The following is a 12,544-nucleotide window of genomic DNA, read 5'->3' on the forward strand; positions in this document are numbered from 1 at the left end:
CCGCGCAGTCGCGTTTCCAGAATTGCCCTTGCCGCATCGCGGCTTCCGTCCCATCTTCGGATACGGACCCGGCAGTCGGTCCGGCGCGGAGCCGCCCCCGGGCGCCCTTCCCGCGCTGCCCATGCTGCCGCCGTGACAGCCGCGCCCGAAGGAAGCCCCGATGAGCCAATCCCGCCGCCCCGCCGCCCTGCCCCGTTCCCTGCTTGGCGAACTCGGCCGCGACTGGCGGACGGGCGGCATGGACCGCCGCGAATTCCTCGCCCGCGCCACCGCGCTTGGCGTCTCGGCCGCGGCCCTTGGCGCGCCCGGCCCCGGACGCGCGCAGGAGGCGCCGGGCAGCGGCCTGCGGATCCAGATGCGCGTGCTGCCGCAGGGCGACCCCCGGCTCTGGGACTTCACCGAGAAGTACAATGCCTGCGCCGGGCTCCTCGACACGCTGGTCCATGCCGATCCGGACGGGCGGCTCTCGGGGCGGCTGCTCGAGTCCTGGGAGACCGCGGAGGATGCCGCCTCCTGCACGCTGCATCTGCGCCCGGACGTGACCTGGTCGAATGGCGACGCCTTCACCGCCGAGGACGTGCTGGCGAATTTCGAGGGCTGGTGCGACAGCCGCCTGGCGGGCAATTCCATGGCCTCGCGCCTGGCCTCGCTGGTCGATCCGGGAACCGGCGGGCTGCGCGCGGGCGCGGTCAGCATCGTCGATCCGCTGACGGTGCGGCTGGAGCTCGGCTTTCCCGACATCACTTTGCTGCCCGGGCTCTCCGACTATCCCGCCGTGGTGATGCACCGCTCCGCCATCGGCGAGGACCCGCTGGAGCGGCAGATCGGCACCGGCGCCTACCGCATTGCCGAATACAGCCCCGGCGCGCGCGCCGTGCTGGAGCGCGACCCGGCGCGCAGCCCCTGGCGGCCGGGCCGCGTCGACCGGATCGAATTCGTCGATCTCGGCCCCGATCCCGCGGCAGTGGCGGCGGCGGCCGAGGCCGGGCAGATCGACGTGACCTACGACACGATCGGCGCCTATGTCTCGGTGCTCGACGGGATCGGCTGGACCCGCTCGGAGATCGACACCTCTGCGACCATCGTGCTGCGCGCCAGCCAGACCCATGAGATGGGCGGCTTCCGCCCCTATGGCGACCTGCGCGTGCGCCAGGCGCTGCAGCTGGCGGTCGACAACCAGGTGCTGCTGGAGCTCGGCTATGACGGCCGCGGGACGGTGGCGGAGAATCACCATGTCTCGCCGCTGCACCCCGCCTATGCCCGCATAGCCCCGCCGCGCCAGGACGTGGCGGCCGCGCAGCGGCTGATGGACGAGGCCGGGCTGCTGGAATACGAGCACGAGCTGGTCTCGATCGACGACGACTGGCGCCGCTTCACCACCGACGTGATGGCCGCGCAGCTGCGCGATGCCGGGTTCAAGGTGAAGCGGGTCATCCTGCCCGCCTCCGAGTACAATGCCGGCTGGAAGGACTTCGCCTTCTCCTCGACCAACTGGAACGCGCGCGAGCTTGGCGTTCAGGTGCTGGATCTGGCCTACCGCTCGGGCGCGGCCTGGAACGAGACCGGCTTTGCCGATCCGGAATTCGACGCGCTGCTCGACCGCGCCAAGGGGCTGCCCGGCGTCGAGGAGCGGCGCGAAGTGATGGCCGGGCTGCAGCAGAAGCTGCGCGACCAGGCGGTGATCGTGCAACCCTACTGGCGGCGGCTGATGCGCCACTACCGGCCCGGCGTCACCGGGGCGGAGCGCACGCACAAGGACATGATCGACCTGCACGAGCTGGCGCGGGCGGGCTGAGACGCGGGCTCAGCGGCCCTCGAATTTCGCCGGGCGCTTCTCGAGGAAGGCCATGACGCCCTCGGTGAAGTCGCGGGTCCGGCCGCATTCGCCCTGCAGATGCGCCTCCAGCCGGAACTGCGCGTCGAGCCCGTTCTCGTAGCTCTGGCGCAGCGCCTGCTTCATCCGTGCATAGGCCTCGGTCGGCCCGTCGGCGAGCTGGCGCGCGCGCGCCTTCCAGGCGTCCTCGAACCCGGCATCGGGCACGGCCTGCCAGATCATCCCCCAGGCCTCGGCCTGGCAGGCACTGACCGGCTCGGCGAAAAGCATCGCCCCCATCGCCTTGGCGACGCCGACCTGGCGGGGCAGCCAGTAGGTGCCGCCTGCATCCGGGATCAGCCCGATCCGCGAGAAGGCCTGGACGAAGACCGCCCGCTCGGCCGCGATCACGACGTCCGCGGCCAGCGCCAGGTTGGCGCCTGCGCCCGCCGCAGCGCCATTGACCGCGGCGATCACCGGCAGGCGGCTGTCGTGGATGGCGCGCAGGAGCGGCTCGTACTCGTCGCGCAGCGTGCGCTCGACCTCCAGATTGGCGGCATTGCCGCGATCGGCCAGGTCCTGGCCCGCGCAGAAGGCGTCGCCCGCCCCGGTCATCACAATCACCCGCGCCGCGCGCTCCGCCGCTTTCAGCGCATGCAGCAGCTCCACCCGCATCCGGGTGTTCAGCGCGTTCTTGCGCTCCGGCCGGTCGAGGCGGATCACCGCCACCCCTTCGGCCAAGTCCAGCGCGATCGTCTCGTAGTCCATGGCGTCCTCCCCGGATGTCCCGCGGGCCAGATTAGCCGGGCTTCGCCGGATGGAAAGCGCTACGCCCCGTCACGCGGATCCGTCGTCGAGGATCGCCTTCAGCCGCGCCGCCTCGTCCTCGCTGAGCCGCTCGGCGGGCGCCTCGCGCGACAGCCGGTTGCGGCGCTGGTAGCCGATGCCGATGCCGATGCCCGCAAGCAGCAGCACCGGCCCCGCCACCCAGAGGATCAGGTTGGCGCCTGTCAGCGTCGGTTTCAGCAGCACGTATTCGCCGTAGCGGTCGACGACGAAGTCGATCACCTCGGCATCGCTGTCGCCCTCGACCAGCCGCTCGCGCACCAGGAGCCGCAGGTCGCGGGCCAGCCCGGCATTCGACTCGTCGATGCTCTCGTTGCGGCAGACCAGGCAGCGCAGCTCCTTCGACAGCTCGCGGGCGCGCGATTCAAGCGCCGGGTCGGAGAGCATCTCGTCGGGCTGCACGGCGAAGGCCGGCAGCGCCAGGACCAGCATCAGGGCGGCAAGGATCAGGCGCATCGCCGTCACTCCGCCGGAACCGGACGGCGGCCCGGCGCTTTGGCGGCGCCCGCCGCGACGCGGAAGCGCCGGTCGGTCAGGCTGAGGAGCCCGCCCCCCGCCATGATGATCGCGCCCGCCCAGATCCAGTTGGCGAAGGGCTTCACGTAGGTGCGCACGGCATAGCCGCCCGCGGCCTGCGGATCGCCGATCACCAGGTAGAAGTCGCGCCAGATGCCGTTGTCGATCCCGGCCTCGGTCGTCGGCATCTGCGCCACCGGATAGACGCGCTTCTCGGGATGCAGCATGGCGATCTGCCGGTCGCCGTCCCAGACCGTCATCGTCGCCATGGTGGAGAAGTAGTTCGGCCCCTTCACCTCCTCGACCTTGTCGAGCTGGATGCCGTAGCCGCCGACCTCGAACCGGTCGCCGATCTTGGCGACGCGGATGTCCTCGATCTGCCAGGCGGTCATCGCGGCGATGCCGATGAAGGTCACGCCGAGCCCGGCATGGGCCACCGACTTGCCCCAGTCGGCGCGCGGCAGGTGCACCAGGCGGCGCAGGCGGCCCTCGCCGCGGCCGGTGCGCAGCCAGAGGTCGCGCAGCGATCCGAGGATCAGCCAGGTCCCCAGCGCGATGCCGATCGGCGCCAGCGCCGAGCGCCCGGTCTGGACGGCGAAGGCCAGGAGCCCGACCGCCACCGCCAAGAGCGCCACCGGCCAGAGCTGCATCGCCACCCGGCCGAGCCGCCCGCGCTTCCAGGGCAGGAGCGCGCCCAGGGGCAGGATCACCGCCAGCGCCACCATGAAGGGGGTGAAGGCGGCATTGAAGAACGGCGCGCCCACGGTCAGCTTGCGGCCGAAGAGAAGCTCGGCGACCAGCGGCCAGATCGTGCCGATGAAGACGGTGAAGCAGCTCACGGCCAGGAGGATGTTGTTCGCCACCAGCGCGCTTTCCCGGCTGACGAGGCCGAAGACGCCCTTCGACTGCATCGCGCCCGCCCGCGCCGCATAGAGCGTCAGCGCCCCGCCCATGAAGACCGCGAGGATGGCGAGGATGAAGACCCCGCGCTCGGGATCGTTGGCGAAGGCATGCACCGATGTGATCACGCCCGAGCGGACGATGAAGGTGCCGATCAGCGAGAATCCGAAGGCCAGGATCGCCAGCAGGATGGTCCAGTTCTTCAGAGATTCCCGCTTTTCGACGACGATGGCGCAGTGCAGCAGCGCCGCGGCGATCAGCCAGGGCATGAAGGAGGCGTTTTCCACCGGGTCCCAGAACCAGAAGCCGCCCCAGCCGAGCTCGTAATAGGCCCACCAGGATCCCAGCGCGATGCCGACGGTCAGGAACATCCAGCTGACCAGCGTCCAGGGCCGCACCCAGCGGCCCCAGGCGGCGTCGACCCGGCCCTCGATCAGCGCGGCGACCGCGAAGGAGAAGGTCAGCGACAGCCCGACATAGCCCAGGTAGAGGAAGGGCGGATGGAAGGCGAGCCCCGGATCCTGCAGGAGCGGATTGAGGTCATGGCCGTCCATCGGCGGCACCGCCAGGCGCAGGAACGGGTTCGAGGTGAAGAGGATGAAGGCGAAGAAGGCCGCCGCGATCATCGCCTGCACCGACAGCACGCGGGCCTTCAGGCTCGGCGGCAGATTGCGGCCGAACCAGCCGCAGAGCGCGCCGAACAGCGTCAGGATCAGCACCCAGAGCAGCATCGAGCCCTCGTGGTTCCCCCAGACGCCCGAGACCTTGTAGAGCATCGGCTTGAGGCTGTGGGAGTTCTCCACGACGAGCTTCAGCGTGAAATCCGAGGTGACGAAGGCATGGGTCAGCGCCGCGAAGGAGAAGGCGGTCAGCAGGAACTGCGCCGTTGCCGCGGGCACGGCGGCGGCCATCCAGGAGCTCCAGCCGCGATGCGCGCCGATGAAGGGCACCACCGCCTGGAACAGCGCGACGAAGCCGGCGAGGATCAGCGCGAAATGGCCGAGCTCTGAGATCATGGGGGCCTCCTTCCCGTGGCTTCGCCCCTTCTAGCGGGCGCGAGCCCCCGCGCCAAGGGCTCGTGCCGGGCGCAGCTCCCGGGCCCGAGGGCCTGCGCCGCCCCGGCCCTGCCGGAGTTGCCGGTAAACCCCGGCGGCAGCGCGATCCGGGCCTCGCGCAGCCACGATACGCTGTCACGCAGTCGTGACCGGCGCCGGAGGAGGCGCCGCCATTCCCGCAGGCGCCTGCCGCACGCGCTCCGAAGCCCGCGGCGAGTCGGGACGGCAGGTCCGGCCGCTGCGCAGCGCATGCGCGTCTGTCCCGCGGATCCCGGCGGAGGCATCGGCTTCATCCTGATCCGCCTGGCAGTCCTGCCGCTGTGCCCCGCCTGCGCCTGCCGCTGTGCCCGGGCCGGCTACGTCGCGAGGATCGCCCTGGTCGGCCCGTCCCCTCTCCGGCCGCGGCCGCCATGCATCGGGACGAGGTCCGGGAGAGGTCGTCCGCATTTCCGCCCTCATCCCCTGGCAGCGTGCCTGTGAAAGGATGCCAGGGCGACGTCGCGGAGGACATGGTTCCGGGGTCCGCCCAGGCTGCGCCCGGAATGGAGCACGTCCAGCCGCTTGCAGGACCATTTCCCCCGTTCTTCCAGAAAGCTACGTCGCCGCGCGGGCCGCTTCAGCCCCCTGCCAGGGTCGGCGACCATTGATGTCTTCCGGCGCGGGTGGCTCACGGCCTCCCCTGGCCAGCATCACGAAAGGCATGTTCCGCCTGACGTGAGTCCGTAAGGACAGCCCCCGTCCACCCGGCGGGCAAGCAGTCCTCGGGACCGCCCGAAGTCGAGGCGTCACCCGCGCGTCGGCGCCCGGCGCGTGTTCAGCGGAATTATCCTTGTGGATCGCGACGGGTTGCGCGGGCGCGGCGCGCCTGAAGAACAGGACCCGCGCGAGACGCGGTCCAATTGCCGGCTCCGCGGAAGCTGGATGAGCGTCTTCGCCCAATCGTGGACGTACTGGCCCCCGGGACATAGGAATGGCGATGATCGACGATGCCTTTCTCAGAGCGGCCGCGACAGCGTCCAGCCTCCGGGCGCATGCGGCGGAACCGAAAGCGATCCAGTGGCTCGTTTCTTCGCCAAGCGGGGATGAGAGCGGCGGACCGGGCGGCGGCCGAGGACCAGGAGAAATCCGGGCATCTGCCCCCGGAACGGGCGGCACGATCGCCAAACTGCGTGCCGTCACCGCCCCTAGGGCGGCCGTTCAGCCTATGCCTGACAGCCTGCCGAGTGAGGGTCAGCAGGGCGGCCGGTCCGTCGTTCAGGGTTCGAGCGCTGGCTCTCCAATGGCCGGGCAGCTCGCGCAGATTTGCGGGCGGTTCCCTGCCCTGCACGAGGGGGGGCGATGATCTAGCCGAAACGGGCGTGGCCGCGCCGGTGGCGGTCGAGACACGTTGGGACGGTCGCGCTTTCAGATGACAGGCAGGGCTCCATTTCCTTTGCGGCAGTGGACCGCCGCGGCGGGACGGAGCGTGATCCGGCCTGGCGCAGCTACTCCCGCCAGACCTCCCCAAACGTGGCACGGCGGGGACGGGCGAGACAGCGGGACAGGCGCGGCGGACTGCGCAGGCGCTCGGGTAGCGGATTAGTCCAATGTGGCCGCCTTCCATTCTGGCGAAAGGATCGCACCATCAAGCCCTCGGTTCGAACATCTGGGCGGAGGCGTCAGGGGAGCGCGGCGTCGCTCCGGAGATGCGGCCAGCGGCCATCGAGCGGAGCTGCCACCTGCTCCGGGCTGCCGTTGCGACAGGCAGCGCTGGCGCAGCCGCGGACTCTGCCCGTCGGGCGGCAGGAATGAAGGAACGGCGCGCGCTCGGTCGACCACGATCCGGAAGCACGCCGGACGCGGCCCGCCAGCGGCGGGCGCGCGCTGGCCGTGCCGCTGGTCGGCGTCCCGGCACCCGGGCGGTCCCGCAAGGGCGCGCGCCAGGCCGGGGCCCGGCGGACGGGCTGCCTCAGGCCACCGCCTCGATGAGGCGCTCGCGGCCGCCGATGCGGAACCTGTCGCCCGCCTCGAGGCCCTCCATCACCTGGAAGACCGGCGCGGCCGGGGAGATGCCCATGCAGGGCTCGCCCTCGAATTCGAATTCCGTCGTCGCGACCGAGACCACCAGCCAGCGGCCGTCGACCAGCACGGCGGCGCCCTCCTCCACCAGGTCCCGCGGCGAGAAGTCCATCTCCTTCAGCCGGTCGATCTTGGCGGCATGGGCGGCGATCGGGTTTTCCAGAGCGGCCGCCATGTCCGCGGCCTGCTCGGCGCGGCTCTCGCTGTCATGCTGGGGCGGCGCGCCGTCCTCCTCGCCGCTGCCGCGGGCGAAATCGGCGAAGAATCCGGTGTCTTCCTCCAGCTCGGCACGTTCCACGTCGAGCATGCGGTCGCGCAGGGCTTGCTTGTCCATTGTCCTGGCCTCCTTTCAAGCGTCTCCCCCTCAACGGGGACGCCCCCGGCAGGGTTCCTGCCGGATCGGGGCTCAGCTTTCGGGGGCCTCGTAGACGCCCTGCTCCTTCAGCGCGTCGATGACCTCCTTGGGCATGTAGGTCTCGTCATGCTTGGCGAGGATCTCGGTCGCCACGAAGACGCCGTCGACATAGCGCCCGGTGCCGACCATGCCCTGGCCTTCGTCGAAGAGATCCGGCAGCACGCCGGTATAGGCGACCGGCACCGAGCCGCCACCATCGGTGACCCGGAAGGAGATCGTCTCGCCCTGGCCGCGCACCAGGCTGCCATCCTCGACCAGACCGCCGATGCGGAACACCTCGGTGGCGCGCGGCGGCTCGGCCAGGACCTGGCTCGGCGAGCGGAAGAAGTTGATCCCGTCGCGCATCGCATAGCCGATCAGCCCGGTGGAGACCGTCAGCGCGACGGCGGCCACCAGGATGATCTGGATGCGGCGCTTCTTCTTGAGGCCCTTCATGCCCGCCATTCTGCCCTCCCTGGCCGGTACGCGGTAGATCCCTGGCTCAGGGGAAGACCGGGGCCAGCATCAGGCCGGCCGTCTCCGCCTCGCCCAGCATCAGGTTAGCATTCTGCAGCGCCTGGCCGGAAGAGCCCTTGGTGAGGTTGTCGAGGCTGACCGTCACGATCGCGCGACCGGGGATCCGGTCCGGCGTCACGCCGACATGCACGAAGTTCGAGCCGCGCACCGAGCGGGTCGAGGCGACCTCGCCCATCGGCAGGAGTACCAGGAAGGGCTCCTCGGCATAGGCGGCGGCGAAGGCGTCATGGATCGCCTGCGCCTCGCCATGGACATAGATCGTCGCCAGGATGCCGCGGTTGGCGGGCATCAGGTGCGGGGTGAACTGCACGGTGACCGGCCGCCCGGCCCATTTGGCGAATTCCTGGTCGAACTCGCCCAGATGGCGGTGGGTGCCCCCGGCCGCATAGGGATGGGTGCCCTCGCTCAGCTCGGCATGCAGCAGGTTCTCCTTCAGCGAGCGGCCCGCCCCCGAGACCCCGGCCTGCAGGTCGATGATGATGTTGTCGAGATCGATCACGCCCGCGCGGATCAGCGGCACAAGACCGAACTGTCCCGTGGCCGCGTTGCAGCCCGTGCCCGCGACAAGCCGCGCGCCGCGGATCTCGTCGCGGTAGAACTCGGTCAGCCCGTAGACGGCCTCTTCCTGCAGGTCGAGCGCGGCATGGTCGTTGCCGTACCACGTCTTGTACGCGGCCGGATCGCGCAGCCGGAAATCGGCCGAGAGATCGACGATCTTCACGTCGCGCGGCAGCGCGGAGATCACCGCCTGCGAGGTCTTGTGGGGCAGCGCGCAGAACACCAGGTCCACGGCGGAGAAATCGACCTCGTCGATCTTCGTCAGCACCGGCAGGTCGAGATGGCGCAGATGCGGGAAGACCTCGCCCATCGTCTGCCCGGCCTTGCGGTCCGCGGTCAGCGCCGCGATCTCGAAGGAGGGATGGGTGGCGATCAGCCGGACAAGTTCCGCCCCGGTATAGCCGGAGGCGCCCAGGACTGCGATTTTCTTGGTCATGTCAGGTCCTTGCGGAGCAATTCTTCAGGAGTGGTCGAGCTGTTCGAAGACAATGCGTCGTCGGAGGATCTGCGTCGCCTTGTTCGACACCGCGCGCGCGTCCCCGGTCGTCAGGAACCGGTTCTCGGCGCCCGGCCCGTACATGTCGGGATGGCGCTTGAGATAGTCCTCGAGGCTCGAGGCCACCAGGTTGGCCTGGGAATAGACCTGCACCTGCGGCCCCAGCGCCTCCTGGAACACGGTCTCCATGATCGGATAGTGCGTGCAGCCGAGGATCGCGGCCTCGGGATGCGGCATCCGCCGCTTCAGCGCCTCGACATGGCTGCGCACCAGCGCCTCGGCGAGGATGTCGTCGCCCGCTTCCAGCGCGTCGACGAGCCCGCCGCAGGGCTGCGCCTCGACATCGACGCCGATCGCGCGGAAGGCCAGCTCGCGCTGGAAGGCGCGGCTCGAGACGGTGGCGGGCGTGGCGAAGAGCGCGACATGCTTGACCGCGACCTCGCGCGGCGGGGAATTGTCGCCCCATTGCCGCTCGGTCAGCGCCTCGATCAGCGGCACGAAGACGCCGAGCACGCGCTTCTCGGGCGGCAGCCAGGTTTCCTGCATCCGCTTCAGCGCGGCGGCCGAGGCGGTGTTGCAGGCCAGGATCACCAGATCGCAGCCTGCCTCCCACAGCCGCGTCACTGCGCGGGTGGTCAGGTCGTAGATGTCGTCGGCGTCGCGCACGCCATAGGGCGCGTGGGCGTTGTCGCCGAAATAGACGAAGGGCACGTCCGGCAAGCGCCGGGACACCGCGTCAAGGACGGTCAGCCCGCCCAGGCCTGAGTCGAAAATGCCGACAGCCATCAGTTCCGGTGCTTTTCCTCGAATTCGAACCCGTAGCCCATGGATCTCACGGGCGTCGGAGACAGGCGATACGTCTCTTCGCGCAGAAAGTCCATCATCGCGCGCGCATCGCCCAGATAGGGCGCCAGCGCCCCGGCGGCCAGCGGCGTGCCGATCACCACGTCGACCGGCCGGTTCACCCGCGCCTTGAACTCCTTGATCAGCAGACCCAGCCGGAGATTCTGGTGCAGGTGGCTGGCAAGCTGGAAGAATCTGGAATTGTGGCCGACGAAGAAGACCGGCACGACCGTGGCGCCGGACCTGGCGATCATCCGCGCGGTGAAGCTGCGCCAGCCCGGATCCATCGGCTGCGAGAACGGCGTCGCCGAGGTCGAGACCGTGCCGCCGGGAAACACCCCCATGGCGCCGCCCTGCCCCAGATAGGCCAGCGCCTCGCGCCGGGTCTGCAGATTCTGCTGCACCGCCTCGCGGGTGCCGTCGAAGCTGACCGGCAGGATGACCCGGTCCAGATCCTCGGCGCGGCGGAAGACCTGGTTGGCGAGGATGCGGAAATCGCCGCGCGCGCGGCGCAGGATCAGCCCCATCATCAGCCCGTCGAGGATGCCGAAGGGATGGTTGGCGATCACGACGACCGGGCCCTCGCGCGGGATGCTGCCGAGGCTGCCGCCGACGATGCGCAGCGACAGGCCGTAGCGCTCGGCGATGACCTCCCAGAAATCGCGGCCGAGCGCGACTTCCCGCTCATAGCCCTCCGCCCGGCGGATCAGCTTGATCCGGCCGGTGGCATTCTCCATGACGCGGATCATCGCGCGTCCGCCGCGGGTCGCGGCCGAACTTGCATAGCTGATGTCGCGTGCTATGTCGCGCCTTCGGTGCCGGTCCTCGCGGCTGGTGCGGCCCATGGCTCCTCCGTGGCTCGGGATGCCCGCCCAGATACCAGCGCGCCGCTGCCTGCGGCAAGGGTGCCATAGTCTGGGCGCAAAGCTGATTTCACATAATTGCAATCCTCGGCGGCGCATGTCAGGTTTGCAGCACTCAACACAGGCGCGAAGATGGACTGGGACAAGTTACGGATTTTCCACGCTGTTGCCGATGCAGGCAGCCTCACCCATGCGGGCGAGCACCTGCATCTGTCGCAATCCGCGGTCTCCCGCCAGATCCGGGCGCTCGAGACCTCGCTCAACACCACGCTGTTTCACCGCCATGCCCGCGGACTGATCCTGACCGAGCAGGGCGAATTGCTGTTCGACGCCACCTCGGCGATGGTCAAGCGGCTCGACGCCGCCGCCGCGCGCATCCGCGACAGCGAGGAAGAGGTCTTCGGCGAGCTGCGGGTGACCACCACCACGGGCTTCGGCTCGCTCTGGCTGGTGCCGCGCCTGCCCGCGCTCTACAAGAAGTATCCCGACCTCAAGATCGACCTGATGCTGGAGGAGCGCGTGCTCGACCTGCCGATGCGCGAGGCCGATGTCGCCATCCGGATGAAGGAGCCCTCCCAGGCCGACTTGATTCGCAAGCGGCTGATGGCGGTGCACATGCGGCTCTACGCGACGCCGGAATACCTGGCCGAGCACGGCACGCCGCAGACCCGGGCCGACATGCGCAACCACCGGCTGATCTGCCAGAACGCGACCAGCTTCCAGGTGATGGCGGGGCTGCGGATGGTGCAGGCGCTGATGGCCGAGGACATGCCGTCGCTGCTGACCGTGAACAACTATTTCGGCGTGCTGCAGGGGGTGCTGAACCACCTGGGGATCGGCGTGCTGCCGCATTACGTCGCCCATGACGTTCCCGGCCTGGTGCGGGTGCTGCCCGATGTCGACAGCGGCGAGGTGCCCGTCTACCTCGCCTATCCCGAGGAGCTGCGCCAGTCCAAGCGGATCGCCGCCTTCCGCGACTTCGTGATGGAGGAAATCGCCATCTACCGCCGCAACGCGCAGATTTCTGCAGGTGCGAGCGAATAGGCCAAATCACGCGCATTTTTCGCTACTGCGGAAAATTTAACCTTGAATGGTACAGGGCAGCCGATTATGTGAGCTGCAGACGAAGGTTTCGGCCTTCTTCTACCTCCCTGTTGGACTTTGGCCGAGCTTTGTCTCGGCCACTTTTTTTTTGTGCCATGCCCTGGCCCGCCGCACTGGCGCCACGGAACCGGGTCGCGCCGCGGGACGTTCGTCCGGCGACAGTCACCAGAGGCAAGACACCGGAAAGGTCCCATGGATTTCCTGCGCATACTCGTCGCCATCCTCCTGCCGCCCGTCGGCGTGGCGCTCCAGGTCGGGCTGAGATGGCCCTTCTGGATTAACATCCTGTTGACCCTGCTGGGCTATATCCCCGGCATCGTGCACGCGGTCTGGATCATCGCGCGGCGCTAGGCAGATTGCCGCCGGGCAGGCGCGATCCTGCCCGGAACGGGCGCAAATGCGCGCCCTGGCGCCACGTTTCCCGGTCCGACCGATGTGGAAATGCAACAGGTGGCGCGGCAAATGCCCCATACATATTGGGGGACTCCCATCATGTCCCCGCAACATTCCCGATTCGCCAGCGGCAGGTTGACGGCGCGCCCGAGAAAACGGCAGCGCAAC

Annotated in this window: 11 protein-coding genes; 3 read left to right on the plus strand and 8 right to left on the minus strand. The window is 69.4% G+C overall.

Annotated features, from left to right (window positions below):
* The first annotated feature begins 160 nt into the window (after window positions 1–160).
* Entirely contained in the window at window positions 161–1,795 is a 1,635-nt protein-coding gene (locus FGX59_RS05545) for an ABC transporter substrate-binding protein (RefSeq protein WP_138465525.1), read from the plus strand.
* Between the two features lie 9 nt (window positions 1,796–1,804).
* Here FGX59_RS05545 and FGX59_RS05550 read toward each other — a convergent pair whose 3' ends face one another.
* The 8 genes from FGX59_RS05550 to FGX59_RS05585 all read right to left on the minus strand — a co-directional run bounded on the left by FGX59_RS05550 (window position 1,805) and on the right by FGX59_RS05585 (window position 10,861).
* Window positions 1,805–2,581 (minus strand): enoyl-CoA hydratase-related protein, encoded by a 777-nt coding sequence (locus FGX59_RS05550; RefSeq protein WP_138465526.1) that lies wholly within the window; start codon window positions 2,579–2,581, stop codon window positions 1,805–1,807.
* A 69-nt stretch (window positions 2,582–2,650) separates the two neighbouring features.
* On the minus strand, window positions 2,651–3,115 hold the full coding sequence (locus FGX59_RS05555) for a cytochrome c-type biogenesis protein (RefSeq protein WP_138465527.1): 465 nt from the start codon (window positions 3,113–3,115) through the stop codon (window positions 2,651–2,653).
* 5 nt (window positions 3,116–3,120) lie between these two features.
* A complete protein-coding gene (locus FGX59_RS05560; RefSeq protein WP_138465528.1) occupies window positions 3,121–5,091 on the minus strand; it encodes a heme lyase CcmF/NrfE family subunit in 1,971 nt (656 codons plus the stop codon).
* A gap of 1,987 nt (window positions 5,092–7,078) precedes the next feature.
* Window positions 7,079–7,522 (minus strand): hypothetical protein, encoded by a 444-nt coding sequence (locus tag FGX59_RS05565; RefSeq protein WP_138465529.1) that lies wholly within the window; start codon window positions 7,520–7,522, stop codon window positions 7,079–7,081.
* Between the two features lie 72 nt (window positions 7,523–7,594).
* The gene (gene ccmE / locus FGX59_RS05570; RefSeq protein WP_171060526.1) at window positions 7,595–8,038 is read right to left on the minus strand and encodes a cytochrome c maturation protein CcmE; all 444 of its coding nucleotides are present in this window, start codon (window positions 8,036–8,038) and stop codon (window positions 7,595–7,597) included.
* A gap of 46 nt (window positions 8,039–8,084) precedes the next feature.
* A complete protein-coding gene (argC, locus tag FGX59_RS05575; protein ID WP_138465531.1) occupies window positions 8,085–9,113 on the minus strand; it encodes an N-acetyl-gamma-glutamyl-phosphate reductase in 1,029 nt (342 codons plus the stop codon).
* A 24-nt stretch (window positions 9,114–9,137) separates the two neighbouring features.
* Window positions 9,138–9,959 carry a glutamate racemase gene (locus FGX59_RS05580; RefSeq protein WP_138465532.1) on the minus strand — a complete coding sequence of 274 codons (822 nt, stop codon included), beginning with the start codon at window positions 9,957–9,959 and terminating at the stop codon, window positions 9,138–9,140.
* Entirely contained in the window at window positions 9,959–10,861 is a 903-nt protein-coding gene (locus FGX59_RS05585) for a lysophospholipid acyltransferase family protein (protein ID WP_138465533.1), read from the minus strand. Before FGX59_RS05585 ends, FGX59_RS05580 begins: the two co-directional genes overlap by 1 nt.
* Window positions 10,862–11,011: 150 nt before the next feature.
* On the opposite strand from FGX59_RS05585, the gene FGX59_RS05590 reads away from it, so the two are divergent.
* Both FGX59_RS05590 and FGX59_RS05595 read left to right on the plus strand, forming a co-directional pair.
* The gene (locus tag FGX59_RS05590; protein ID WP_138465534.1) at window positions 11,012–11,923 is read left to right on the plus strand and encodes a LysR family transcriptional regulator; all 912 of its coding nucleotides are present in this window, start codon (window positions 11,012–11,014) and stop codon (window positions 11,921–11,923) included.
* A 252-nt stretch (window positions 11,924–12,175) separates the two neighbouring features.
* A complete protein-coding gene (locus FGX59_RS05595) occupies window positions 12,176–12,334 on the plus strand; it encodes a YqaE/Pmp3 family membrane protein (protein WP_138465535.1) in 159 nt (52 codons plus the stop codon).
* Window positions 12,335–12,544: the final 210 nt, after the last annotated feature.

The sequence above is a fragment of the Poseidonocella sp. HB161398 genome (genome assembly GCF_005870025.1).
In the GTDB taxonomy this organism is placed as follows: Bacteria; Pseudomonadota; Alphaproteobacteria; order Rhodobacterales; family Rhodobacteraceae; genus Mangrovicoccus.

Bases quoted from the DNA above. Each gene is read 5' to 3' on its own strand.
- FGX59_RS05565 (WP_138465529.1), bottom strand. From the start codon at position 7,522: ATGGACAAGCAAGCCCTGCGCGACCGCATGCTCGACGTGGAACGTGCC.
- FGX59_RS05595 (WP_138465535.1), top strand. From the start codon at position 12,176: ATGGATTTCCTGCGCATACTCGTCGCCATCCTCCTGCCGCCCGTCGGC.
- FGX59_RS05560 (WP_138465528.1), bottom strand. From the start codon at position 5,091: ATGATCTCAGAGCTCGGCCATTTCGCGCTGATCCTCGCCGGCTTCGTC.
- FGX59_RS05555 (WP_138465527.1), bottom strand. From the start codon at position 3,115: ATGCGCCTGATCCTTGCCGCCCTGATGCTGGTCCTGGCGCTGCCGGCC.
- FGX59_RS05580 (WP_138465532.1), bottom strand. From the start codon at position 9,959: ATGGCTGTCGGCATTTTCGACTCAGGCCTGGGCGGGCTGACCGTCCTT.
- FGX59_RS05585 (WP_138465533.1), bottom strand. From the start codon at position 10,861: ATGGGCCGCACCAGCCGCGAGGACCGGCACCGAAGGCGCGACATAGCA.
- FGX59_RS05590 (WP_138465534.1), top strand. From the start codon at position 11,012: ATGGACTGGGACAAGTTACGGATTTTCCACGCTGTTGCCGATGCAGGC.
- FGX59_RS05545 (WP_138465525.1), top strand. From the start codon at position 161: ATGAGCCAATCCCGCCGCCCCGCCGCCCTGCCCCGTTCCCTGCTTGGC.
- argC (WP_138465531.1), bottom strand. From the start codon at position 9,113: ATGACCAAGAAAATCGCAGTCCTGGGCGCCTCCGGCTATACCGGGGCG.
- FGX59_RS05550 (WP_138465526.1), bottom strand. From the start codon at position 2,581: ATGGACTACGAGACGATCGCGCTGGACTTGGCCGAAGGGGTGGCGGTG.
- ccmE (WP_171060526.1), bottom strand. From the start codon at position 8,038: ATGAAGGGCCTCAAGAAGAAGCGCCGCATCCAGATCATCCTGGTGGCC.